Here is a 24374-nt window from a genome sequence, read left to right as displayed (position 1 = left end):
GCAAAATTTCAAAGTAAAGAAATTTTAAAAAATGCCGAAAGGAGAAGTGAGCGAATAATATACGACCGGCTTAAGACGGCTTGCCGAAGCGACGCGAATGCGCGGTTAGGCTAATCATTGTAATTAAAGGAACGATATGAAAAAGATAATTTTGGGAATTTTATTGCTATTTACAAGTAGTGTAGTGGCAAATACCCTATCTGAGATCAGGCAATCGGGCACGATTAGAGTGGGCGTTTTCGAGGCGCAACCGCCTTTTAGTAAATTTGAAGACGGCAAATTTCAAGGATTTGAGGTTACTCTAGCCGAGGCGCTATCAAAAGATATATTTGGCGGCAAGGCGGGCAAGGTGGAATTCGTGCCCGTAAAGGCTAGTGAGCGTTTAAAAGCGTTGGAAGAAAATAAAGTAGATATGGTGCTTGCGACCTTTACGATTACAAATGAGCGTAAGCAGCTAGTTGATTTTACGACGCCGTATTTCGCAGTAAATATCGGCGTGCTAACCCGAGCCGGCGATAGGATCAAGACCGTATCGGATCTGCACGGCAAGCCGATCATCGCAGAAACCGGAACTACGGGCGAAGCGTATTTTAGAAAAGAGGGCTTTGAAATCGTAAATTGCGCTACCGCAAACGAATGCTATAAAATGCTAAAGGATGGTAAGGGCATCGGATATGCGACAGATAATCTAATAGTTTTGGCTTATGCTGTAATCGACAGCGACACCGAGGTAAATATCAAGAATTTAGGTGTTTCGGATTTCTTAGGCATTGCAGTTTCTAAGGGCAATAAGGATCTGCTTGAGTTCTTAAATGGCGAGCTAGTCAAGCTAAGCAAGAACGGCTTTATGAAAAAGACCTATGACGAGACAATTGAGCCGTATTACAAGGGCACTGCGGAGAAAAAATATTTCTTGTTGGATGATCTTTATAGCTTATTTTAGGCGAGCATAGCAGTACGGCTCGCCTGCATTTGCTTGCAGTAAGCATAGAGCTGTGCGCTATACGCCAGGTAAAATTTAAAAGGCTTGCATAGCCTTGCTATTTTGCCCGACTTTGCGAGCTTGGGTTAGATTGTAAAATTTTACGAACGCGTCGTTATGGAATTTATAAAATTCCGTAGCGGCGCGCTGTTTTTATAGTGCTAATAGACGCACAGAATTTTATAGCGAAGCGCTAAAATTTAATTGAGAGTAGGCGGAGTTTGGCGTAAAGACGCTAAAATTTAAAAAGCCTCTATCATTATGCTTAGAAATTTTAGTTGCGAAATTTTATCGCCAAGCTCGCAGTTTAGGGAATAGTTTCGGTTCTGGTAAAATGAAATTTTAAGAAAATTTACATTACAATTACGAAAAATTTAAAATTCAAGGAGGAAATTATGAAAAAGTCATTTTTTCTTATTCTATTGTCGGCGATCTTTGTTTTTGCGAATTCCTTAAGCGAGATCAAGCAAAGCAAGGTTATCAGAGTGGGCGTTTATGAAAACGAACCGCCTTTTAGCAAGTCAAGTGAGAAGGGCTTTGAGGGTTTCGAAGTCGAGCTCGCCAACGCGCTAGCCGGTAAAATTTTCGGTAACAGCGGCGGTCGTATCGAGCTCATACCGGTAACGAACGAAGTGCGCTTTCCGATGCTTCAAAATAATCAAGCCGATATGATAATCGCGGCTGCAAGTATCACCGAAGAGCGTAAAGGCAGCGTGGATTTTTCGATGCCGTATTTTACGGTGAATTTGGGAATTTTAACGAAAAAAGACTCAAATATTCACAAAATAGGCGATCTGATGGGCAAAAAGATCGGCGTCATCCGCAAGACCACCGGCGAGGCGTATATCAAAAAGGACGGCGGTTATAATGTTTCTTATTGCAACGATTCGGTCGATTGCTATAGGAGATTAAAAAGTGGCGAGATCGACGGGTATTGCAACAACAACCTTTTTGTAATGGTCTATCCGATCGTAGATCCTGCGGTCGAGGTCAATATAAAAAATTTAGGCGATAATGTATTCTTGGGCGTCGCGGTGCAAAAGGGTAACGCAGAGCTGCTAGAAGCGATCAATAAAGGCTTGATTGCGCTCAGCAAAGAGGGCTTTTTCAAAAAGGCTTACGAGGATACTTTCGAATCCTTCTATAAAGGCACCGTCGATAAAAAATACTTCTTGCTTGACGATCTTTACAGCTTTTTTTAATAAAAAAGGAATTTGAAATGAAAAAATCACTGTTTTTAATTCTTTTATCTTGCATCTTTGCGCTTGCGAATTCTTTAAGCCAAATAAAGCAGAGTAAAGTCATTCGTATCGCCGTTTATGAAAATGAGCCTCCATTTAGTAGAGTTACGGATAACGGCTTTGAGGGCTTTGACGTGGAGCTTGCTAATGCAATCGGAGGCAAAATTTTAGGCGATACCGGCGGCAGGATCGAGCTCATACCGGTATCAGCGCAAGCTCGCTTTCCGTCCATTCAAAATAATCAGGCGGATATGCTTATCGCGGCTGCAAGCGTTACTGAGGAGAGAAAGAAAAATTATGAGTTTTCGATGCCCTATCTTTCGGTAAATTCCGGAGTTTTAACCAGAAAAAGCGACAATATCCAAAAAATGAGCGATCTACGAGGTAAGAAAGTAGGCGTCATTCGCGGCTCGACGGGCGAAGCGTTTATGCAAAAGGACGGCGGCTACAATCTAGTGTATTGCAAAAATTCCTCCGATTGCTACAAGCGGTTAAAGAGCGGCGAGATCGACGGCGCGTGCGACGATAATCTATTCGTGATGGTCTATCCGGTCGCAGATCCTAGCGTCGAGGTTAATATCAAAAGTCTTGGCGAGAACGTATTTTTAGGCATCGCGATGCAAAAAGGCAACGCAGATCTCGTAGAAGCCGTTAATCAAGCGCTCATTTCGCTTAGCAAAGAGGGCTTTTTCAAAAAGGCGTATAACGATACTTTCGAGCCTTTCTACAAAGGCACCGTCGATAAAAAATACTTCCTTTTAGACGACATATACAGCTTCTTTTAAAATTTTAAATTTGATGCGGGTCAGGATTTGAAGCTTTGCGGCTTTAAATTCTAACCCACGCATAACCGGTGTGTCATTAAAATCCGTTTTAAAATTTTGTCCTAAAATCTCATTTCAAATTTTATTAGTCCCACTGCCGCGCCTAAGCCCAGCGTGCACACGGCAGTCGTAATCTTTAGTATTTGCGAGTATTTACAGCGTGCAAAGCTAGATCTAGATAAGCTTTAAATTTTTACTTCGAGCCCTTGGAATTTTTTAAATCCCCCATGCGCTCCTGCTGAGCCTGCACGAACGCGTCGTATCTGATAAAAAGATAATCTTTGATCTCAAAAATCATCAGCGTAAAAATCGAAGGCAGCGTAAAAAATCTAATCGTCATAAACACCAGATCAAGCGCGCTTAGCTCATCCTCGCTCGCTCGATACCCTCCCGAGCTTGCGGTTAAAATCCCATGCAGTGCCTCGTAGTTATAAAGGATGAAAATCGTCACGAAAAGCGTCGAGAGCTTCGATACGATCTTATTCATGATCTGCGCCACGTCCTCGTCGGCGATCACCGACATCGCAAACCACACGAGGGTGAAAAACAGCGGAAAGACGATGTTAAAATTTAGCGAGTTATCAAGCTTCTGTGCGCCCGTCACCGCGATGATCGCAAACACCGCCGCAAATGGAATCACAAATAGCGCGAAGGTCATCGCCGATTTTATCGCTTTAAAAAAGCTATACATTAGCAGAGGTGAGCCCAAAGCGAGCAAAAAGAGCGTCAGCGCGTAGTTTGCTTTGGCAAAATCGTATAGGTTAAACAGCGCAAATATTGATGCTGCGGCAAGTAGCGGCACGCTTAGTTTAAAGAGCGCCCCATATTTGGCGTAAGCGCGCGATACGACGGCGTCGAGCCTGCTAAATTTAACGTTTAAGCTTTGCGCCCTGATGAAAAACAAAATGACGAATTTGACGATTACATTTGGGCTCATACACACCTTTCCGTTTAAATTTATAAAATTTTATCCACGCTAGATTTGCGAAATTTTATCCGCGGAGCCTGTCCGTAGAATTAGGCTTTGCCGACGGCTTATGCGCGGCCTGCGTTAAAATTTCATCGCGCTCTCGCTGCGTTGCTATCTTGCCGCCTTGTAGGCTTTGTCTTTTGGCTACGTGAGGCGGACCTCGCGCTTTGGCTTGCACATCGTCTCGCTAGTAAGCCTTTTCGGGTTGCGACGTGCTACGGCGGCGCCCATTCGGCTCGGCGCGCGATACTTTGCTTGCGGTATCCGTACCCGCGCATGAGAGCTTAGCGCCGCTAAAATTTTACCGGCTCTTAGCCCCATGCGATACGTTCTGCGCGCCGCGATAGAATTTTGCGCGACGCAAGGACCTATCGGGCTCGGCTTTGCGCCGCTTTGCAGCAAAATTTTAAAATTTGCGCCGCAAAGCGCCTATCTTGCCCACTAGGATGCGGCGCGAATGATTAAATTTTAACCGCACCATTGCCGAGCCGTTTTAAAGCTCAAACGAATTTTTGAGCCGCTACGATACGTGAAATTCCAAAAATCGCGCCTTAGCGATCAAGCTCATTTGCGCTTGCTTGTGAGCCATGCAAAAAGCGGCGCACTTGCGCCCCCTCCTCGCGCCCATGCGAAAGCAACGCGCCTTTTGCCGCTCAAAACTCATTTTCGCCCATTCGCGCCCTCTGCTAAACCGAAGCTAAGAAGCGCGCCGTTTCACATCCAATCTAAAATTTGCGTGATCTCGGTAGCGTGGAAAATTTTAAGTCCCTGCGCGTTTTGCGGCTTCATCGGGACGATCGCGTTTTTAAATTTCTGCATCGCGGCTTCTTTCAGACGCGCATCGAGGTTGAAGATCTCTCTGATCTCACCGTTTAGGCTCACTTCGCCGATGAAGACGCTCTCTTTGCTGATCGGACGGTTTTTGAAGCTGCTTACGATCGCTGCGACGACGGCTAGATCGCATGCCGTTTCGGTGATTTTTACGCCGCCGCTCACGTTTACGAAGACGTCGTATCCGCCAAGCCCGATCTCAAGCTTGCGATCAAGTAGCGCTAGAAGCATATCGAGGCGGTTTTTATCAAAGCCCGTGGCGCTGCGCTTGGGGTAGCCGCTTTCGCACACGAGAGCTTGGATCTCTACGACGAGCGCGCGCGTGCCCTCCATCGTGATCGTGATCACCGAGCCGCTTACCGCTTTGCCGCGCGTGAAAAATTTGCTCGCGACGTCCTTGGCGCTTACGAGCCCGTGCGGCCCCATCTCGAAAATCCCCACCTCGCTCGTAGCCCCGAAGCGGTTTTTAAAACCGCGTAAAATTCTAAGCTGCTTGCTTGCATCGCCCTCGAAATACAGCACCACGTCCACCATATGCTCTAATATGCGCGGACCCGCGATCGAGCCCTCTTTGGTGATGTGGCCGATGATGAAGATCGAAATTCCGCGCGCTTTGGCAAGTCGCATCAGCTCGAAGGTGATCTCGCGCACCTGCGTGATCGAGCCCGGCGCAGAGGAGGCCTTGTCGCTAAAAAGTGTCTGGATGCTGTCGATGACGATAAACTTATAATCCCTACGCTCCACCTCTTCAAGCACGGCGCTTAGATTTATCTCGGTGAGCAAAAACAGCTGCTCGCTTATCGCGCCCAGCCGCTGCGCACGCATTTTGATCTGACTAGCGCTCTCTTCGCCGCTTACGTAAAGCACCGCGCGACCGCCGCTTGCTAAATTTGCCGCGATCTTAAGCAGTAGCGTGGATTTTCCGATGCCTGGGCTGCCGCCGATTAGCACGAGCGAGCCCTCCACGACGCCGCCTCCGAGGACTAAATTTAGCTCGCTATCCTTGGTGTCGATGCGTGAAATTTGCTCGATCTGTATCTCGCTGATCGCTTTGGCGCTTGCGGACGAGGCGCAGGCAAGCTCGCCCTCGATCTCTTTTAGCGCTTTGATCTGAGCGGGCTTGAGCTCGACGAAGCTATCGAATGCGCCGCAGTCTGGGCATCTGCCGAGCCATCTGCTTTGCTGATTGCCGCAGTGCTGGCACTCAAAAATCGTGGTTTTAACTTTCGCCATCTTTATCCTTCGCTCATTTTGTCTAAATTTAGCCTTGAATTTCGCGAAATTATACTTAAAATTTTTAAAATTTTAGTCGCCTTGCGCGCCGCTTGCGGGATAAAAAATCACAAGAGGGAGGACTTGCGGCTAAATTTGAGCTAAATTTAAATATGTTTTAAACATTTATAACTATAATACAAATTTCACTTTATTTAAAGAAGGTTTAAGATGAAGGGCAAGCTTAGTAGAAGCCAGTTTTTAACGATATCGCTTACGCTATTTGCGATGTTTTTCGGTGCGGGAAATTTTATTTTTCCGCCGGGTCTAGGTAGGGAATCCGGGCAGAATTTTTATATCGCAATAATGTTTTTTTGCGCTACGGCAGTGCTTCTGCCAGTGCTTGGCGTCGCAGCCATTGCGCGCGCCAAGGGGCTTCAGAGCCTGGTACGCCGCATAGATCCCGTGTTTGCGATCGTTTTTACCGCGCTTTTGTATCTTACTATCGGGCCGCTTTTTGCGATACCGCGTGCGGCAAATATGCCTTTTGATATCGCGATTAAGCCTTTTATTGCGGAAAATCGCCTTCAAATTTGGCTATTTGTTTATTCCGCGGCATATTTTGCGCTGAACTATTATATCTGTATGAACCCTTCAAAGCTCGTCGATCTGCTAGGAAAATACCTTACGCCGATACTTTTAGCGCTTATTTTGCTACTTTTCGGCGCGGGATTTTTGTTTCCTGTCGGAAGCTTCGTCGCCCCTAGCGGCGAGTACGTTGATCACGCCGCAGCAAAGGGCTTCGTAGAGGGCTATCAGACGATGGACGCGCTTGCGTCGCTGGCATTTGGAATCATCGTAATTAACGCCATTAAAGCAACCGGCGTGAGCGACGAGAAGCACCTCGTTACCTCTACGATAAAAGCGGGAATGATGTCGGGCGTCATACTGATGACGATATATTTTATGCTGGGCTATCTGGGTGCAACCTCCGCGGAGCTTTTCAAAGATACGCCGAATATCAACGGAGCGGAGCTTCTGTCGCGAGTAAGCGATCATTACTTCGGAAGAGTTGGCGTCGTGATCCTAGGCAGCGCGTTTTTCCTAGCGTGCATCACCACGACTCTGGGTCTTATAAGCTCAGCTAGCGAATACTTTGAAGAGCTTACGAAAGGCAAGATTAAATACAAAACCTGGGCGATCGCTTGGTGCGTGATCGGCTTTGGAGTCGCAAATTTCGGCCTTACTACCATCATCAAAGGCTCCATCCCGGTCCTCGTCGCCATCTATCCGATCTCGATCATGCTGATAATCCTCTCGCTGATCAATCCATGGATCGATTCAAGCAAGCTGATTTACCGCGCCTGTGTCTATGTCTGCGTAGTCGAGGGCGTCATAAACGGACTTGATATTTTGGGGATTTCGGTGCCGCTTGTTACGTCGTTTGTGAAGATGATGCCGTTTTACGACTCGATGCTCGGCTGGATCGTGCCTAGCACCTTGACCTTCGCCGTAACATACGTGCTGCATCTGATCTTTGAAAAAAGAGACGATAGCTTCTAAATTTAAGAGCTATTTTAAAATTTAGCCGGGCTCTACGGGGCTCGGCGTACTTCTAAATTTTAATTCGCCGCCGAATTTAATCTCCCATATTTTTCCATAGAATTTCGACATATAAAATAAGTCGCCTTCAAAATTTAACCTAAATTTACGCTAGAATTATCAAAATAAAATTTCAAAAGTAAGGATGGCAAGATGGGTAAGCGGGACGAAGCGCTAAGCTTGGCGCGAGATTTTGAACGCGACGGCTTTAGAGTGTCCAGTTTATATGAGAGGTTTTGGCGGCTGCAAGAAGACGCAGCGGCGTATTTTACGCTAGCAGACGGCCTACTGTGCGGGCGGCAAGAGGGCGGCACGCTGCTAAAGGATGCTATGGGCTACGTGGGCGAGGAGAATTTTAAAGCTTTGATCGCTACGGCGGTTGAAATTTTACGCGAGGAGGCGGCGCAGGGGCGCGAAACGAAGCAGAGCAAAAGCGCGATCCAGACGGAAGAAAATGCGCGCTCGGACGAATGCACGGGCAAAAGCGCACGACAACGCGGCAGAGATGAAAAAAGCACGCGCTGGAAAAACGCCGAAGAGGTCATCGCAGCGGCAAGTCTCGAGTTCGCGCCGCTTTTGCCCCCGTATCTTGGCGAGCTTTTTAAATTGCAGCCGAACGAGAGCGCGTATTACGCGGAGTATCCGTGGCGCGGGCTTAGTTACGAGAGCTCGCAAATCTGGCGCGAGAGGCTTGCGGATCCGCAGACGAGCAAAGACGATAAGCAAAAAATTTTTAGCTGCCTGCTACAAACCCGCGATCCGCGAAATGTAAAATTTGCCTGCGAGTTCGCGCTTGCGGAGGATTTTTTCGATCGCCCGTGCGATTTGCTCGAATATATAGGCTACTGGCTGGAGGCCGTGGGATTTACTTTTGAGCGGGCAAAATTTTACGCAGACGGCGCGACGCAAGCGGCAGCGGATGAAATTTTAAAAATGGATGCGGACGAATGCGGCGGCGCCAGGCAAGCTCAATCTAGCGAGTGCAATCTATCGCAGATGTCAAACGAGCCGGGCGGCACTACTTCAGCGTCGCTGCAAACAGACGAGTGCGATCTATCGCGCAAAAGTTTAGATGAAGCGCGCGATGCGGCAAGCGCCGTTAAATTTAACGCTGGCGAGTTAAAATCGGCAGCGAGCCAAAATTTTAAAGCGTGCGCGGCTGAACACGGCTCTAAATTTAACTCAAATGAGCCAGCCGCCGATAAATTACAAAAAGCGTCGAACGATGAAATAAGCTTTGGCGGCGAGAAATTCAGGCTCAAAAGATACTGCGGGCAGCGCGTGTATCACATAATCTTTCCGCGCGGCTATTTCGGCGCGCCCTATGCGGCGCATCTGGCGAAGCACCATCCGACCTGGCGATTTGAGGGCGGCGAGGCGAGATATAGGCTAGGCGGGGTCTTGGACGAGCCGGGCGGCGATGCGCAAAATCCGCTATTTCATCTCATCACGCTTGATCCGCTGCCCCGCGACTTGCCCGTGCGCTCGCTGCCGCGCCTAATCCTCGCCGCTCATGTTAGAGAGATAAACGAAGGCGAGATAGTCTTTTACGAGCACGACGCGCAGGGTATGCCGCGACGTATCGGAGGCAGGACGCAGGTGGAATACGCATTTGACGAACCGATAAAGGAGTGCGAAGTAGTACTTGCGCCCACGCCGGCGCGCTGGGCGGCTCAGGACTGGGGGATGTCAAACAGCAGGCAAAACCTCGCGCGCATCGGCGGCGAACCCTCGTGGATACAGGGTGCCTTGGTGCCGACGTGCCCGATATGCGGCGAAAAGATGGAGTTTTTGATGCAGCTTGACAGCGAGCTTCCAAGCTGCGAGCAAGGCGGCGAGGTATATTTCGGCAGCGGCGGGATCTTGTACGTATTTTGGTGCGAGCGGACGCGGGTGAGCGGGTTTTTCATGCAGTGTACGTGAGTGAAAATTTTGTAAAATTCTAAATGAAAATCGTAAAATTCTAAGTAAAATTTATTCCAAGATAATTGATCGGCAAAATTTACCGAGCATTTCAGCGCGTAAAATTAGAACTTGTTTAGCGAGAATATGTAAATTTACGCAGACACGCATAGCTTAAGCGTAAATCCCATCCACCAGCGTCTCTACGAACTCATCCGAGTTAAATTCCGCCAAATCCTCCATCCGCTCGCCAACGCCGACGAAAAGTATCGGCAGCCGCAGCTCGCGCGCTATGGCGAAAAGTGCGCCGCCTTTGGGCGTGCCGTCGAGCTTCGTGATGATAATGCCGTCGAGCCTTACGATCTCGTTGAATGCCCTAGCTTGCGCGACGCTGTGATTGCCCTGAGTGGCGTCGAGCACGATGATCTTTCGGTGCGGTGCGCCGCTTTTTGCACGGTCGCAGATGCGCACGATCTTCTCTAACTCTGCGGCTAAATTTTTCTGGTTTTGCAGGCGTCCAGCGGTGTCAATCAGGACGCGATCGATGTTTTTGGCACTTGCCGAGCTTACGGTGTCAAACGCCACGGCAGCAGGGTCGTGCCCCTGCGCGGTCGCTACGATCGGTAAATTTAGAATCTGCGCCCATTTTTTTAATTGCTCGACCGCGCCGGCGCGAAAGGTATCGCATGCGCCTAAAATCACGCTTTGGCCGCTATTTTTATATAAATTTGCAAGCTTTGCGGTTGTCGTAGTTTTGCCCGCGCCGTTTACGCCGATGATGAGCTCTACGAACGGCTTCTCATCTGCAGCTTTAGCGATCTCATAATCGAAATAGCTCTTCAAAATGCCCTTGAGATCATCTTTAGCGACCAGCTTTTTTGCGGGCAGTTTTTCTAAAATTTCCTCCACGAGCTCGTAGCCTACATCGGCTTCAAGCAGCATCTCTTCTAGAATTTCTTTTGAAATTTTATCTTCGCTTTTCGCGCCTCGCATCGCGTCTATGGTCTTGCTAAGCCCTTTTTTAAAAAATTCGAACATCAGAAAATTTTCTCCAATTCGGTCATTAAAATTTCTTCCGGCATCAGCCCGAAATATTGCGCGCTAAACTCGCCCTTTTCGTCGTATATCGTCATATACGGCACTTCGTTTATGCCGCCTAGCGCCTTTGTAAAAAAGTCCGTCCCTTCGCCGTAAGCGATCGCGTAATTTACCTCGTGCGCGCTTGCGTAATTTTTTGCATCGTCTAAATTTGCATCACCGATCATCACGCCGATGATATCAAGCTTGCCAGAGTAGGCTTGTTTGGCAGCATTTAGCGCGCTTACCTGCACGGCGCAGGCGTCGCACCACGGCGTAAAAAATGCAAATAGCGTCACGGTGGAGTTATTATCGATACGAAAGCCTTGCTTCGTCTTTTGCATATTCAAAATTTTGCCGTTACTGAGCTGGAGTGTAAAAGGAGCGGTATAATCGACTTGGATTACGGCTTCGGTTTCGGACTGCGGCTGCGTGGTGTTGGCCTCGGTAGGGGTATTGCTTGATTTTTTATCCTCATCATTGCCGCAACCTGCAAGAAAGAAAAAAGCCGTAAAAAGCGCTAGAAAAAAACGAAATTTCATAATAAACCTTAAAATTTAATCGCAAGATTATACAAAAACTAGCTAAAATAAGCGTTAAAATTTTATAAAAGGCTTAAGCCATGCAAAAGAATGAATTTAGAGCAATTTGCAAATCGCGTCTAAAATCTCACGCCGCGCGATCGGCTAGATGTGAGCATTACGCACTTTTATGGCGGCTTGAGCGGCTGATAAAATTTTTAAAAGCGCGTAAAATTTTGATATTTTTGCCGATGAGCTACGAGCCGAACGTTTTGATTTTAAGAAAAAAGCTATCAAAAAGCTGCGAATTTTACGTTCCGTTTATGGTGGATATTAGCTTAAAAATGGTAAGATTGCGCCAGCCTTTTAAAATTTCGCGCTTTGGGCTGCGGCAGACGCTTCCGCAAAACGGGTATTCTAAGAAGGTCGATCTAGCCGTGGTTCCAGCTATCGGAGTGGATGGCGCAATGGCTAGAATAGGACATGGGAAAGGATTTTACGATATGTTTTTTTCAGGTCTTAAGTTTAAGCCCGCAATCGCGTTCGTGAGTATAAAAGACTGCTTTTGTAGCGAAATTTTATCGCTTGATCACGACGTAAAGGGTGATTTTTACATAACTCCGAGCCAAAATTACCTAAAAAGAGGAAAGTATGATAGAGATTTTAATCGCCTTGTGCGCTCTTGCGGTGGGCGCTGGCACAGGATACTTAGTAGCTAGAAAGATCAATAACGCCAATTACGATTTCTTCGTCGAACAAGCCAAAGCTAAAGCTAAAGCGATAGAATTTGAAGCCGAGGGCATCTTGCGAAATTCTAAAATTTCGGTGCAGGAGGCGGAGTTTGAAGCGAAGAAAAGATACGAAGATAAAGCAAGCAAACTGCAGAAAGAATTTAACGTTAAATTTGACGAGCTCGGCAAAAAGGAGCACGCGCTTCTAACCGAGCAAGAGATTTTAAAAGACAGCAAAAAAGAGCTCGAAAGCGCCAAAAAAGAGGCGAAATTCCTCTACGAAGAGGGTTCGAATTTAAAGAAAAGCTATGAAGAGAAGCTCTCCGAAGCTCTTAAGGTGCTTGAGCGCGTGGCGGGTTTTACGCAGGATGAAGCGCGCGCGCAGGTGCTTAAGAAGGTCGAGGAGCAAAGCCGCACCGACATCGCTCACATCGTGCGAAAATATGAAGAGGAAGCCAAAAAAGAGGCGCGAAAAAAGGCGAATTATATTTTGGCGCAGGCTACGTCGCGCTTTGCGGGCGAGTTTGCGGCAGAGCGACTTATCAACGTCGTAAATATCAAAAACGACGAGCTCAAAGGCCGTATCATCGGCAAGGAGGGGCGCAATATAAAGGCGCTTGAGATGACTCTTGGCGTGGACGTTATCATCGACGATACCCCGAATGCGATCATCGTAAGCTCTCACAACCTCTACCGTCGCGCCATCGCCGTTCGCGTCATCGAAACTCTTATCGAGGACGGCAGAATTCAGCCTGCGCGCATCGAGGACATCTACAAAAAAGTAAGCGACGAATTTGAAGCTAGTATTGCCGAAGAGGGCGAAAATATCGTAATGGATCTAGGCCTTAGCAAAATTCATCCTGAAATTTTAAAACTTATCGGCAAGCTTAAATTTCGCGCCAGCTACGGGCAGAACGCCCTTGCGCACAGCCTTGAGGTTGCGCATCTTGCGGGCATTATCGCCGCAGAAACGGGCGGGGATCAAAAGCTAGCCAAGCGAGCGGGCTTGCTTCACGACATCGGCAAGGCGCTAACTCACGAATACGAGGGCTCGCACGTGGATCTGGGCGCCGAAGTTTGCCGCCGCTACAAAGAGCATCCGGTGGTGATAAACGCTATCTACGCCCACCACGGTCACGAGGAGGCCACCAGCGTAGAAAGCGCCGCAGTCTGTGCCGCAGATGCACTAAGTGCCGCGCGCCCGGGCGCCAGACGAGAGGTGTTAGAAAGCTATCTAAAACGCGTTAGCGACATCGAAGCGATCGCGATGAGTAAAACTGGCGTCAAACAGGCCTACGCGATCAACGCAGGTCGCGAGATCCGCGTCATCGCAAACGCCAAGCTTATGAACGACGACGAGGCGGTTTTGGTCGCCAAAGAGATCGCTTCGGAGATCCAAGATAAGGTCCAATTCCCCGGCGAGATCAAAGTTAACGTCATACGCGAGCTTCGCGCGGTCGAGATAGCCAAATAAGGAGTGTGAAATGAAAAAATTTATAATCGCTTTATTTTTGCTTTTTAGCGCGGCATTTGCCGAGGATGAGCTCATCATTGATAGCGCGAGCGCCTATTCGTCGGTGATGCGCACGAATGCGCAATACAAATACCTAGCGCAGCAAGCCCGCGCGATAGTGATCTTTCCGAGCGTCAAAAAGCTGGGCTTCATCATAGGCGGAATGTATGGCGAGGGGATCATTATCTACAATAACGACGGCGCGCATAGTGTAAGCGGTGCTGAGATCAGCAGCGCTAGCGTAGGACTTCAGATCGGCTATGAGGATAATTATCTAGTCATTTTCGTAATGCATGACGATGTAATCCAAAAAATGCGAAATTCCCAAATCACGCTTTCGGGCGACGCTACGGCAGTTGCAGGTAACTACAGCGCCGATTCTGGCTCTTTAGATGTGCTAAATCAAGATATGTACGTCTTTACGAATAAAGGCGGGCTGTTCGCTGGCGTGAGCCTGGGCGGCTCAGTGCTGGAGACCAAAAATGATCGCGCTTTTGATCCAAATACCGAGGGCTATGCGCTTTTGATGCGAGTAATCGGCGCAGATGAGTAAAATTTAGCTAGAAGAAATGCTAAGGCGCATAGATTAGCGAAAAATTCCTGCTTTATGAGCGTTTTATTAGCGGCTTGGAATTTTGCTCGCGTAATTTCTGCAGAATAATAGACTTAGGTGCGTAATTTTATTGCAATTCGCGGGGTGGGAGGCATTTGAAGATATCGCGTATATCCTGCGTAATTCGCAAGTTACTTTTAATTCTAAAGAAGTCGAAATTTTGTCATTAAATTTAGAATTGGCAAAATTTTATCGCTAAATTTTGCGGAGATTTTGCTTGATGCTTAGAAATTTTATTTTAGAATTTTGCTTAATATTTTGCGGCAAAATTTTATATTTCGTGACAGCTGCTCGGAATTTTAATTTAATGTCGCAGCAAAATCAAGTGGCGTCGTGGGGCGTTAGAGTGAAGCTTTCGCGCCGAATTTTAAAGCTGCTTTAGTCAAAATTTATAGAATTTTATACGATCTAATGAAAGGATTCGATGGAATCGATGTTTGCAAACCTCCATACGTGGGGGTATCTGATACTGTTTTTGTATTCGCTGGGCGGAGGATTTTTGGCGCTTGCGGCGGCGGGCGTGCTAAGCTCTGCCGGCGAGCTCAATATCGTCTTATGCATCGTAATCGCCTGCATATCGAACTTCATAGGCGATTCGGGGCTGTTTTTAGTAAGCCGCTACAATAAAAAAGAGATCATGCCCTATCTGCGCAAACAGCGCCGCAACCTTGCTCTGGCGCAGATTTTGTTTCGTAAATACGGCGACCGTATCATTTTGATTAAAAAATTTATCTACGGTCTCAAAACCCTCGTGCCGATCGCGATCGGCATCACAAAATATTCATTTTTAAAATTTAGTGTCATCAATGCCGTAAGCTCGCTCATTTGGGCGCTTGTGGTGGGGCTACTGAGCTACTACGCGGGCGATTTCGTGCGCGAGCTCTATGTGCATATCAAGGACGCGCCGTGGATCGCTCCGCTGGCTCTAGGCGCGATAGTAGCGGCGATTGTGCTCTATTTTCGCTTCGCGACCCGCAAAAGAGGCTAGCGGTGGCAAAAAAGCTGATCCCGATCGCAATTTTTGCAGCACTTCTTTTGACGCTAAATTTCATCTCCAATTCGCGCAGCCCCGCGACTAAAGATGAGCGGATTTTTACCTCCAAAACCCTGGATGCTGCGTCGCGTAAAGGCGGCGTGCAAAATTCTGTAAGCAGCACCGATCGTAAAATTTCAAGCTCGCAAAATCCTGCAAGTAGCGTCGGTGCAAAAGATGAGAGCGGTGCAAGAAGCGCAGACGGTGGGGCAGAGCGCGAGGCAGACCTAGGAGATTTAAAATCTCATCCGCGAGAAAACGAGCCCGCCGAGGCAAATCCTAAAGATGAGGCGGATATCCACAGGCGGAGCAGCGTAGATTACGAAGCTTCACATTCACAAAATCCCGCCGAAAATTTTAAAAATCAGCTTGCGGACGAGCCCTGCATAAGCAGGGAGTGCGTGAGCGCTCATATCCGTCGTACGGGGTCTTTGCCGCAAAATTTCATCACGAAAAAGCAGGCCGGTGAGCTTGGCTGGCAGGGCGGTGATCTGTGGCGATACGCGCGCGGTAAGAGCATCGGCGGCGACCGCTTCGGCAATTTTGAGCGTAGACTACCTGATAAAAAGGGACGGACTTGGCGCGAATGCGACATCGAGTATCGCGGCGGCCCGCGCGGCGCGAAGCGGCTGATATTTTCAAACGACGGGCTGATCTTCTATACCGCCGATCATTACGAAAGCTTCGAGCGCGTGCAATGAGTTTAAATTTTAAAACGCGCAGCGCCGCAAAGATCATCATCGACGGCGCAAAGATTAGGCGCAAAGATCAAATTTTCGCACTATTTGCCGCAGCGCTAGATTTCAAGCCCGAATACGTCGCAAATTTAGACGCGCTCTACGACGCGCTGGGCGAGCGAGGCGGGCAGGTTTTTGTCGTCATCAAAAGGGGCGGAATTTTAAAACTAAGGCTGGGTAAATTTTATGATATTTTGCTGGATGTTTTGCGTAGTGGCGAGGCGAAAATTTTAATCTTATGAGCTCGCGCGGCAGCCATTCCGCTTTAAAGCTAAATTTTGCCGAGGAAAAGGTAGGTTTGTTTCGCCGCAGTTTCGAGCGTGCCGTTAAATTTGCGAATTTTATAGCTTATTAAAAGAGGCGATTTTAGAAATTTCGCTCACAAAATCCGCGCGGTCAAATTTAAACTCAAACCCATGCCACCAATCTTTGCGGCGCGGGTTTTTAAACTCGTAAAGCTTAACCGTATCCGCTTCAAATTTAATCTTAAGCGCGAGATACCAGCAGCTCCAGATCCCGCACGGACAGCCCAGTAGCACGACATCCCGCTCATCTTGCGCCAAATCGGCTTCAAGTGCGGCGCGCAAAAATAGCTCCTCAAAATCGATCAAGTTCAAATAAGCATAGCTTCCCGCGATGCTGGCCTGCCCGTCCTTTGCGGCAAAGCTTTGCTCGCGCTGCCTAATCAGCTCAAGCAAAGGCTCGCCGTTTATTGCAACGACGACTTCGGTAAAGCTTTCGCGCTCAATTTCGTAATCGTTTAGGTAAAATTTAATGCTATCCATGCGGCAATCTCGATAAATGATCTGTTTTGCGCCGTATTTGCACCGGTCTGCTAAAATTTCAGCGCAGTTTAGCGAATTTGAAGTGAAATTCGGTTTAAAACTAAAAATTCGTAGGTAGAGCGCAAATTAAATGGAGATTTTTAAAATTTGAGGATTTCGGGCTTGCGGAGCTTATTTTTTAACGCACGCGAGCTCAAATTTACAAAAAAAGCTCAATTTGCGTAGACGAAAGAAGCGAAAATAAAAGGTTAAATTTCATAACAGATCAAAGAGACCGAAACGAGAGTTAAATTTTGCTATGGATAAAGAAGCGGAAATGAGGGGTTAAATTTAATTCGCTTTTGCGGGCGCTTAAATTTAACCCCGCCGTGGCTACATCATTTCGCCGCTTTTGTGCTCGTGCTCGGTGTAAGTTACCGGAATATCCTTCTTGCCTTTTCCCGGTGTATACACTCCCTCTCCGCGTTTGAAAAGAAGCTCGATACCTTCGTCGTTCGTAAGCATTATGCCGCTTGCGGAAGCCGCGCGTTTAAGATTATGCTTTTTGCCTTTTTCGTCGGTTAACACGCCCGTTGCGAACATATCGTTCGAGCTAAGGCTGATGCGCTTATCTCCGGTCTCTCCGAGTAGAAATACGATCGTGTGCGCTACAGACTCTTGCTTTTGCTGCGGAGCCGTATCGGCCTTAGGTTGGTTGCATCCGCTTAAAATCGCGATTGCCGCTAATGACGAGAATACAATTCGTCTCATTTTTTCTCCTTTAAAAAAAGTTCGCGAATTATATAGCCAAAAAGTAAATCCTAGATTTCGCGACTTTTTATTTAATCAAAGATTAACCCAAATTTAGTAAAATTCCAGCTGAAAACATCCCAAATAAGGAGAACCTTATGGCAGTAAAAATCGCAATTAACGGCTTTGGAAGGATCGGTAGGTGCGCGGCTAGAATTGCGCTAAGCAGGGACGATGTAGAGCTTGTGGCGATCAACGATACCGCTAAGCGCGAGCTTACGAGATACCTGCTTCAATACGACACGGTTCACGGCGAATTTCGTAAAAAAGTAGAAATTCTAAGCGACGAATGCATAGCCGTAGACGGAAAAAAGATCCGCGTCTATTCCACCAGAGAGCCTGCGGAGCTTGATTTTGCGGGCGATGGTGCAGAAGCTGTGCTTGAATGTACTGGTGCGTTTTTAACGAGCGAAAAATGTAAGCCGTTCATAGACAACGGTATCGGCGTAGTCGTAATGAGCGCGCCTGCCAAGGATGATACGCCTACTTTTGTAATCGGCGTTAATGAGGGCGCTTATGCAGGACAACGCGTCATCTCAAACGCTAGCTGCACCACTAACGGCCTGGCTCCGATTGCAAAAATTCTAGACGATGAGCTTGGCATCGAAAAGGGTCTGATGACGACGATTCATGCTTATACGCACGGACAGAGCCTAGTCGATGTAAAAGCCAAGGACTTCCGCCGTTCACGCGCCGCTGCTCTTAATATTGCTCCGACTACGACGGGCGCGGCAAAAGCGATTAGTAAGGTACTTCCACAGCTAAGCGGTAAGATGCACGGACAATCTGTGCGCGTGCCGGTGGCTAACGTTTCGATGGTTGATCTAACGGTGTTAACGCGCAAGCAGACGGGTGCCGAGGAGCTAAACGAAATTTTCCGCCGCTATGCTGCTAAAGAGATGAAAGGAATTTTGCTCGTAGACGACGATAGCCGTGTCAGCAGTGATTTTTGTACTTCAGAATACTCCAGCATCGTAGCTAGCGACTGCACGCAGGTAATTGACGGCAATCTGATAAAAGTGATGAGCTGGTATGACAACGAGTGGGGATATAGCGAGCGCCTCATAGATTTAGCCTTATATGCGGCAAAAAGAAGGAAATAAGATGGGCGAAATTCTTTCGATTAAAGATTTGAAATTTAAAGACGGCGCGCGCGTTTTTATCAGGTGCGATTTTAACGTGCCGATGGATGAGTTTTGTAATATTACGGACGATCGTCGCATCCGTTCGTCTATCCCTACGATTAAATATTGCTTAGACGAGGGCTGTGCGGTAATTTTAGCCAGTCACTTAGGGCGCCCGAAAAACGGATACGAAGAAAGACTTAGCCTAAAGCCTGTGGTAAAGAGGCTATCTAGGCTTTTGGAACGCGAGATAAAATTTGTCTCTGATGTCGCGGGCGAGGAAGCTGGAGCTGCGGTAAATTCGCTTAAAAAGGGCGAAGTGCTTCTGCTAGATAATCTGCGCTTCGAAAAGGGCGAGAGCAAAAATGACGAAGCATTAGCTAAGAGGCTCGCAAGCTACGCGGAATTTTATATCAACGACGCTTTTGGCGTATGCCACCGCGCGCATGCTTCGGTAGAGGCGATTACGAAATTCTACGATGAGGCACACAAAGCGGCGGGATTTTTGCTGCTAAAAGAGATAAAATTTGCTAAAGACCTTATTAAAGATCCTGCGCGTCCTTTCGTAGCCGTAACGGGTGGCAGCAAAGTAAGCGGCAAGCTTCAGGCGCTTAAAAATTTACTTCCTAAAGTCGATAAGCTCATCATCGGAGGTGGCATGGCGTTTACATTTTTAAAAGCCGTCGGATATGACATCGGCAAATCTTTGCTCGAAGAGGATCTAATCGAGGAAGCAAAAAATATTCTCCGCAATGCTCGCGAGCTTGGGGTTAAAATTTATATCCCCGTCGATGCCGTCGCAGCTCCGCAATGCTCGCAAGATGCCGTTACAAAAAAGGTTACCGTTCAAGAAATTCCAAGCGATTGGATGGGGCTAGATATCGGGCCTGCGACCGTAGCGCTTTTTAAAGAAGCCCTAGACGATGCACAAACGATCTGGTGGAACGGACCGATGGGAGTTTTTGAGATCGATAAATTCGCTCGCGGCAGCCTACATATATCGCACGCGATCGCAGATAGCGACGCCACAACCGTAGTGGGCGGCGGCGATACTGCAGATGTCGTCGAACGCGCGGGCAACGCCGATGATATGACTTTTATTTCTACCGGAGGCGGCGCGAGCTTAGAACTCATCGAGGGCAAGGAGCTGCCGGGCGTGCGAGTGCTTACTGCTAAAACGGAGCTGCGATGATACTGGCAGCGAATCTTAAATGCAACCATACTCGCGCTAGTTTTGAGCGGTATGCTAAAGCTTTGGATGAAGGCTTAGCGGGCCTAATTTCGCGCGAGGATGAAATTTTGGTTTTTCCTCCTGCTAGCGCATTTTGCGCGAAGGCGAAAAATTTTACTCAAGGCGCGCAAAATTTCTATCCTGCCGCGCACGGCAGCTTTACGGGCGAGATCGGCGGCGATATGCTGGCGGAATTTGACGTCAAAACCGTTCTTATCGGTCACAGCGAGCGGCGCGCCATTTTGGGCGAGAGCGCGGAGCTGATAAGAGAGAAATTCAGTTTTGCCGCAGCACGCGGCTGGCGCATCGTCTTTTGCGTCGGCGAGGATGAGGTGGCATTTGCGCAAAAACGCAGCGAGGAGTTTGTAGCGACACAGCTTGAGGGTATCGATCTGAAATATCCGAGCTTAGTACTAGCCTACGAGCCTGTCTGGGCGATCGGCACGGGCAGAAGCGCGCAGTGCGAGCAGATCGAAAGAATGCTAAATTTCTTGCGTGCTAAAAGCCCCGCGCCGCTACTTTACGGCGGCAGCGTGAATGCTGAAAATATCGCAAAAATTTGCGCGATAAAAGGTTGCGACGGGGTGCTAGTGGGCACAGCAAGCTGGGACGCCTCTAGCTTTTTGGAGCTTATACGCGTCGTCTCGCATCGCTATACTTCGTTGCCTTAAAATTTTGCTCGGTCATTACCTAATAGGGTAACTCCCGTCGCAAAATTTTAAGTCGCCTAGTCTAGCTTCGCGATACTGCCGCTATCGAATTGCGTTTAAAATTTGGCGTTTCGCGAGATTTTGCAAATTTTAATTTGTAGAATTTTAAGTCAAATTGCGAAGGATTTTTCGCTTAGTCAAGGCAAAATTTAAAAAATAAGCGGAGCGAACATATGGTTCGTGAGCATTATTTTTTAAATTTTAACGCAGAATAAGTAGAAAAAGCCAAGCAAAATAGAAAGGAGAAATAATGATTTTAAAAGGCAAAAAAGGCCTCATCGTTGGCGTCGCTAACGCCAAATCCATCGCTTACGGCATCGCCGAAGCTTGTCACGCGCAGGGTGCGCAGATGGCGTTTACCTACCTAAACGACGCGCTGAAAAAACGCGTAGAGCCGATCGCGGAGGAGTTTGGGAGTAAATTCGTCTATGAGCTTGACGTAAACAATCCTGCCCACTTGGACGGTCTTGCGGATCGCATCAAAGCAGACCTTGGCGAGATCGATTTTGTTGTGCATGCAGTGGCTTACGCACCAAAAGAAGCGCTTGAGGGCGAGTTCGTAAACACGACTAAAGAAGCCTTTGATATCGCGATGGGTACGAGCGTGTATTCGCTACTGAGCCTTACTCGCGCGGTGCTGCCGGTGCTAAAAGAGGGTGGCTCGGTGCTAACTCTTACATATCTTGGCGGACCAAAATTTGTGCCTCACTACAACGTTATGGGCGTCGCAAAAGCAGCACTTGAAAGCTCAGTGCGCTATCTCGCTCACGATCTTGGCGCGCGCGGTATCCGCGTAAATGCGATCTCCGCAGGCCCGATCAAGACGCTTGCTGCAAGCGGAATCGGCGATTTTAGGATGATTTTGCGCTACAACGAGGTAAACAGCCCACTAAAACGCAACGTCACGACGCAAGACGTCGGCAACAGCGCGATGTACCTGCTTAGCGACCTAGCTAGCGGCGTGACCGGCGAGGTGCATTACGTGGACTGCGGCTATAACATCATGGGTATGGGCGACGTGGCGACCGACGCCGAAGGTAAGACGATCCTTGCGTGGGATGCGGCTAGGGCCGAGTAAGCGGCGCAAAAGGCAAAATTTGACGCGCGCAGTTTTTTACGACGATAGTCATAGACGGATAGCGGAGAGCGGCATAGAGGGCATCGCCGCCGTTTTGCGAGGTGATGACGAGGCTGAGAAAGCCTCGCTTCTGTTGTGCCCTGGTTTTACCTTGATCCATATTATGGCTGCACGCTGGCACATGAGAGCGAAATTTTCGCCCTTTTGCAGGAGCTGCTTCTGAGCGAGCGCTCGCAAGCGATCAGAGACGATATTTTGCAACTTCTGGGCGATTACTGCGGCGATTTTAGCGTGCTGCGAAGCAGGATTTGCGAGGCGTCCGGCGAGCTTTTGCCCGATATAAGCGCTTAACCAAAAGATAAATTTAACGACCGGTACGCTTTTGGGCACGGTAATTGCCTCGCTGCGAGCGGTAGCGAAATTTGCCCGCCTCCGCGCACGCCCCTTTTGCCGCGAAAATACGGCAGCGTAAAATTTTAAGGTTGAAAGCGGCGATGAAAACTTTGGATGAGCAAGGAGCTAGGTCTAGCGAGCATACCTAAAAACGGCATGGAGATAGAGGATTATTTCAGAGCCGTTTTTGAAAAAAGCGGTAAAACCGCCAGGAAGGAGCTTGATGAAAAAGGATTACATCTGCGTATTTGATTGCGAGACGATCCCAGACGTAGCGGCGCTGGTGCGGGTGCTGGATGAGGAAGCGATCGCGAGCTGCTTCGAGCCTTTCGATAAAAAAAGCTTCGCAAAGCTTCTTCACGCGCAGCTCTCGCAAAAGATCGGCGGCGAGAAGCAAAGCGCGTCTTTAAATTTTGCTGTAAATTCGGCGGAGCAGAATTTTAAAATAGAAAATTCCGAGCAAAATTCCGCACTGCAAAGCTTTACGCAGCAAGACGTCGCGTCTCAAAGCTTCGCCAGTGAAAATTCCGCTGAAAATCTCGCGCAGAGAAATTTTACGAGCGAAAATTCCGCGCCGCAAAATACGGCGTCTAAAAATTCCGCGTCGCTAAATTTAACTTACGACGATACCGTGCCTCAAAGCTCCGCAGCACAGGGCTCCGCGGTAGAAAATTCCGCGTTCCGAAGCCCTGCGCCTCAGAGTTTCGCGGCGGAAAGCTCTACGCTCCAAAGCTCTACATTTGAAAACTCAAAAAGCGAAAATCTCGCTTCAAATTCCGCGCAAGATCCCGCGTTAAACGCGCTAAATTTTAAAATTTACGGCAAGCAGCCGATCTTTAACGCGGATAAAAGTAAAATTTTAAACCACAAATTGCTCTCGCTTAGGGCGATGGAGATTTTCAAAGAAAAAACCGGCAGCGAATTCCTGCCCGTCTGCTTCCACCGCGTCGTTAGCATTAGCGCCGTGATGGCGGACGGATTCGGCAGATTTTTGCGCGTCTCGACGCTTGATGGCGAGAACGAGCGCGATAAAATCGCAAAATTCCTAGCCTTCATCGAGGATTTTAATCCGCGGCTCGTGAGCTTCAACGGGCGCGGGTTCGATCTGCCGATGATTATGGCGCGCGCGATGTGCTACGATCTAAGCGCCGCGGCGTATTTTGAGACGAACGATCGCGATAATAACAAGAGCAAATGGGAGAACTACCGCAGCCGCTACGACGGGCGGTTTCATCTGGATCTGCTCGATCACATCAGCGATTTTGGCGCCGTTCGCGGGCTCAAGCTCGATCATATCTGCGCCAGCGTGGGCTTGCCGGGCAAATACGACGTGCACGGCGATCAGGTCTTGCAGCTGTATTACGCAGGCGAGCAGGCCAAGATCGACGAGTACTGCAGATCCGACGTACTCAACACCTACTGGCTGTTTTTGAAATACGAGCTTTTGCGCGGCAAGATCACCAAGGACGACTATTTGAATTATATCGCGGTGATGGGCGAATTTTTGCAAAAAGAGTGCGCGGGCATGAGCTATACGCCCGTTTTTTGCGATTTCATAGAAAGGGAGCTAGCGGCATATGCGAAGTGAAATTTTTAAAATTTTAAAAGGCGCGGTTTTGGGTGCGCTGTTTTTGCTCTGCGGCGCGGTCGCGGACGAGGCTAAATTTAAACCGATGCTGCTTAAAGAATACGTCCCGGGCATGAATATCACGGGCTGGGTGATCAGCGAGAAGCTAGACGGCGTGCGCGCGATCTGGGACGGCAAAAATCTGCGCTCCAGACGCGGCAAGATCATAAACGCTCCTGAGGGCTGGAGCGCGGGTTTTCCGCCGTTTTTCGTCGACGGCGAGCTATACACGGCGCGCGGGGAGTTTGAACAACTCGTTTCGATCGTCTCTTCTAGCGTGCCCGATGAGCGCTGGAGCAGGGTGAAATTTTACGCGTTTGACCTGCCGAAGGAGCAGAAAAACCTAAGCGCGAAGATGGAAATTTTAAGAAATTTTATCGCCTCAAGCGGCGCGCAAAATTTACTCATCGTGCAGCAAACTCCGGTAAGCACGCACGCCGACGTGCAAGCGTATTTCGATCGCGTCATCGCCGCTGGCGGCGAGGGGGTCGTGCTGCGCGATCCAAACGCGCTTTATGAAAGCGGCCGCAGCGATAAAATTTTAAAATACAAAAAGATGCACGATAGCGATTGCAAGGTCGTAAAAATCAACCCGGGCTACGGCAAAAACGAGGGCAAGATGGGCTCTTTAAGCTGCGTGGATCTACGTAGCGGGGCGAAATTTAAAGTAGGCACGGGCTTTAGCGACGAGATGCGGGCAAATCCGCCTAAAGTAGGCACGATCATCACCTATCAATACCAAAACCTAACCCGCGAGAAAAAGCCGCGCTTCCCTGTATTTTTGCGCGTGCGACCAGCGATTTAATCTAAGGGGCTATAATCGCGTATTTTGATAAATTTTGATCCGA

27 protein-coding genes are annotated in these 24374 nt (G+C 48.4%); 20 read left to right on the top strand and 7 right to left on the bottom strand.

The window, feature by feature from the left end; all coding sequences use genetic code 11:
- The first annotated feature begins 136 nt into the window (after nucleotides 1-136).
- From Q0460_RS04700 to Q0460_RS04690, 3 genes are all read left to right on the top strand, one after another.
- A complete protein-coding gene (locus tag Q0460_RS04700; protein WP_299085475.1) occupies nucleotides 137-943 on the top strand; it encodes a transporter substrate-binding domain-containing protein in 807 nt (268 codons plus the stop codon).
- Between the two features lie 434 nt (nucleotides 944-1377).
- Nucleotides 1378-2184: a transporter substrate-binding domain-containing protein gene (locus Q0460_RS04695; RefSeq protein WP_291938062.1), complete on the top strand. Its 807-nt coding sequence runs from the start codon at nucleotides 1378-1380 to the stop codon at nucleotides 2182-2184.
- Between the two features lie 17 nt (nucleotides 2185-2201).
- Nucleotides 2202-3008, top strand: coding sequence for a transporter substrate-binding domain-containing protein (locus Q0460_RS04690; protein ID WP_297942989.1), 807 nt, complete (start codon nucleotides 2202-2204; stop codon nucleotides 3006-3008).
- A 232-nt stretch (nucleotides 3009-3240) separates the two neighbouring features.
- Here the strand turns inward: Q0460_RS04690 and Q0460_RS04685 are convergent, their stop codons facing one another.
- Entirely contained in the window at nucleotides 3241-3984 is a 744-nt protein-coding gene (locus Q0460_RS04685; protein ID WP_299085472.1) for a hypothetical protein, read from the bottom strand.
- 177 nt (nucleotides 3985-4161) lie between these two features.
- The gene (locus Q0460_RS04680) at nucleotides 4162-4338 is read right to left on the bottom strand and encodes a hypothetical protein (RefSeq protein WP_299085470.1); all 177 of its coding nucleotides are present in this window, start codon (nucleotides 4336-4338) and stop codon (nucleotides 4162-4164) included.
- On the opposite strand from Q0460_RS04680, the gene Q0460_RS04675 reads away from it, so the two are divergent.
- Nucleotides 4337-4462 carry a hypothetical protein gene (locus Q0460_RS04675; protein ID WP_299085468.1) on the top strand — a complete coding sequence of 42 codons (126 nt, stop codon included), beginning with the start codon at nucleotides 4337-4339 and terminating at the stop codon, nucleotides 4460-4462. The genes Q0460_RS04680 and Q0460_RS04675 overlap by 2 nt on opposite strands.
- A 269-nt stretch (nucleotides 4463-4731) precedes the next feature.
- Here the strand turns inward: Q0460_RS04675 and radA are convergent, their stop codons facing one another.
- Nucleotides 4732-6081, bottom strand: coding sequence for a DNA repair protein RadA (radA, locus tag Q0460_RS04670; RefSeq protein ID WP_299085466.1), 1350 nt, complete (start codon nucleotides 6079-6081; stop codon nucleotides 4732-4734).
- A 210-nt stretch (nucleotides 6082-6291) separates the two neighbouring features.
- On the opposite strand from radA, the gene brnQ reads away from it, so the two are divergent.
- A complete protein-coding gene (gene brnQ / locus Q0460_RS04665; RefSeq protein WP_299085464.1) occupies nucleotides 6292-7623 on the top strand; it encodes a branched-chain amino acid transport system II carrier protein in 1332 nt (443 codons plus the stop codon).
- 192 nt (nucleotides 7624-7815) lie between these two features.
- On the top strand, nucleotides 7816-9585 hold the full coding sequence (locus tag Q0460_RS04660; RefSeq protein WP_299085462.1) for a hypothetical protein: 1770 nt from the start codon (nucleotides 7816-7818) through the stop codon (nucleotides 9583-9585).
- A 153-nt stretch (nucleotides 9586-9738) separates the two neighbouring features.
- Here the strand turns inward: Q0460_RS04660 and ftsY are convergent, their stop codons facing one another.
- Entirely contained in the window at nucleotides 9739-10602 is an 864-nt protein-coding gene (ftsY, locus tag Q0460_RS04655; protein WP_299085460.1) for a signal recognition particle-docking protein FtsY, read from the bottom strand.
- The gene (locus Q0460_RS04650; RefSeq protein WP_299085458.1) at nucleotides 10602-11183 is read right to left on the bottom strand and encodes a TlpA disulfide reductase family protein; all 582 of its coding nucleotides are present in this window, start codon (nucleotides 11181-11183) and stop codon (nucleotides 10602-10604) included. Before Q0460_RS04650 ends, ftsY begins: the two co-directional genes overlap by 1 nt.
- An 80-nt stretch (nucleotides 11184-11263) precedes the next feature.
- Between Q0460_RS04650 and Q0460_RS04645 the strand changes: the two genes are divergently transcribed.
- The 6 genes from Q0460_RS04645 to Q0460_RS04620 all read left to right on the top strand — a co-directional run bounded on the left by Q0460_RS04645 (nucleotide 11264) and on the right by Q0460_RS04620 (nucleotide 16031).
- Nucleotides 11264-11881, top strand: a complete 618-nt coding sequence (locus tag Q0460_RS04645; RefSeq protein WP_299085456.1) for a 5-formyltetrahydrofolate cyclo-ligase — start codon at nucleotides 11264-11266, stop codon at nucleotides 11879-11881.
- Nucleotides 11814-13367 (top strand): ribonuclease Y, encoded by a 1554-nt coding sequence (rny, locus tag Q0460_RS04640; RefSeq protein ID WP_299085454.1) that lies wholly within the window; start codon nucleotides 11814-11816, stop codon nucleotides 13365-13367. Before Q0460_RS04645 ends, rny begins: the two co-directional genes overlap by 68 nt.
- Nucleotides 13368-13377: 10 nt before the next feature.
- Nucleotides 13378-13959 (top strand): lipid-binding SYLF domain-containing protein, encoded by a 582-nt coding sequence (locus tag Q0460_RS04635; RefSeq protein WP_291938039.1) that lies wholly within the window; start codon nucleotides 13378-13380, stop codon nucleotides 13957-13959.
- Nucleotides 13960-14443: 484 nt separating this feature from the next.
- Nucleotides 14444-15007 (top strand): DedA family protein, encoded by a 564-nt coding sequence (locus tag Q0460_RS04630; protein ID WP_299085452.1) that lies wholly within the window; start codon nucleotides 14444-14446, stop codon nucleotides 15005-15007.
- Complete coding sequence (locus Q0460_RS04625) at nucleotides 14926-15753, top strand: ribonuclease domain-containing protein (RefSeq protein WP_299085450.1); 828 nt, start codon at nucleotides 14926-14928, stop codon at nucleotides 15751-15753. Before Q0460_RS04630 ends, Q0460_RS04625 begins: the two co-directional genes overlap by 82 nt.
- A complete protein-coding gene (locus Q0460_RS04620) occupies nucleotides 15750-16031 on the top strand; it encodes a barstar family protein (RefSeq protein WP_299085448.1) in 282 nt (93 codons plus the stop codon). Before Q0460_RS04625 ends, Q0460_RS04620 begins: the two co-directional genes overlap by 4 nt.
- A gap of 99 nt (nucleotides 16032-16130) precedes the next feature.
- On the opposite strand, the gene Q0460_RS04615 is transcribed toward Q0460_RS04620, so the two are convergent.
- A complete protein-coding gene (locus tag Q0460_RS04615; protein WP_299085446.1) occupies nucleotides 16131-16574 on the bottom strand; it encodes a hypothetical protein in 444 nt (147 codons plus the stop codon).
- 372 nt (nucleotides 16575-16946) lie between these two features.
- Nucleotides 16947-17324 carry a hypothetical protein gene (locus Q0460_RS04610; protein ID WP_297905289.1) on the bottom strand — a complete coding sequence of 126 codons (378 nt, stop codon included), beginning with the start codon at nucleotides 17322-17324 and terminating at the stop codon, nucleotides 16947-16949.
- A 137-nt stretch (nucleotides 17325-17461) separates the two neighbouring features.
- On the opposite strand from Q0460_RS04610, the gene gap reads away from it, so the two are divergent.
- The 8 genes from gap (at nucleotide 17462) to Q0460_RS04570 (ending at nucleotide 24331) form a co-directional block, all read left to right on the top strand.
- A complete protein-coding gene (gene gap / locus Q0460_RS04605; protein WP_298083303.1) occupies nucleotides 17462-18466 on the top strand; it encodes a type I glyceraldehyde-3-phosphate dehydrogenase in 1005 nt (334 codons plus the stop codon).
- Nucleotide 18467: 1 nt separating this feature from the next.
- On the top strand, nucleotides 18468-19679 hold the full coding sequence (pgk, locus tag Q0460_RS04600; protein WP_177386771.1) for a phosphoglycerate kinase: 1212 nt from the start codon (nucleotides 18468-18470) through the stop codon (nucleotides 19677-19679).
- Nucleotides 19676-20389, top strand: a complete 714-nt coding sequence (locus tag Q0460_RS04595; protein ID WP_299085444.1) for a triose-phosphate isomerase — start codon at nucleotides 19676-19678, stop codon at nucleotides 20387-20389. The genes pgk and Q0460_RS04595 overlap by 4 nt, the downstream gene beginning before the upstream one ends.
- Nucleotides 20390-20678: 289 nt before the next feature.
- Entirely contained in the window at nucleotides 20679-21506 is an 828-nt protein-coding gene (gene fabI / locus Q0460_RS04590; RefSeq protein WP_299085442.1) for an enoyl-ACP reductase FabI, read from the top strand.
- 135 nt (nucleotides 21507-21641) lie between these two features.
- On the top strand, nucleotides 21642-21857 hold the full coding sequence (locus Q0460_RS04585; RefSeq protein WP_299085440.1) for a hypothetical protein: 216 nt from the start codon (nucleotides 21642-21644) through the stop codon (nucleotides 21855-21857).
- Nucleotides 21858-22013: 156 nt separating this feature from the next.
- Complete coding sequence (locus Q0460_RS04580) at nucleotides 22014-22151, top strand: hypothetical protein (RefSeq protein WP_299085438.1); 138 nt, start codon at nucleotides 22014-22016, stop codon at nucleotides 22149-22151.
- The gene (locus Q0460_RS04575) at nucleotides 22123-23487 is read left to right on the top strand and encodes a 3'-5' exonuclease (protein WP_299085436.1); all 1365 of its coding nucleotides are present in this window, start codon (nucleotides 22123-22125) and stop codon (nucleotides 23485-23487) included. The genes Q0460_RS04580 and Q0460_RS04575 overlap by 29 nt, the downstream gene beginning before the upstream one ends.
- Nucleotides 23477-24331: a DNA ligase gene (locus tag Q0460_RS04570; RefSeq protein WP_299085434.1), complete on the top strand. Its 855-nt coding sequence runs from the start codon at nucleotides 23477-23479 to the stop codon at nucleotides 24329-24331. The genes Q0460_RS04575 and Q0460_RS04570 overlap by 11 nt, the downstream gene beginning before the upstream one ends.
- Nucleotides 24332-24374: the final 43 nt, after the last annotated feature.

This window comes from uncultured Campylobacter sp. (genome assembly GCF_937980635.1).
GTDB lineage: Bacteria > Campylobacterota > Campylobacteria > Campylobacterales > Campylobacteraceae > Campylobacter_B.
The sequence above is the reverse complement of the archived record's forward strand: the minus strand, read 5'-3'. Positions and strand labels throughout refer to the sequence as shown.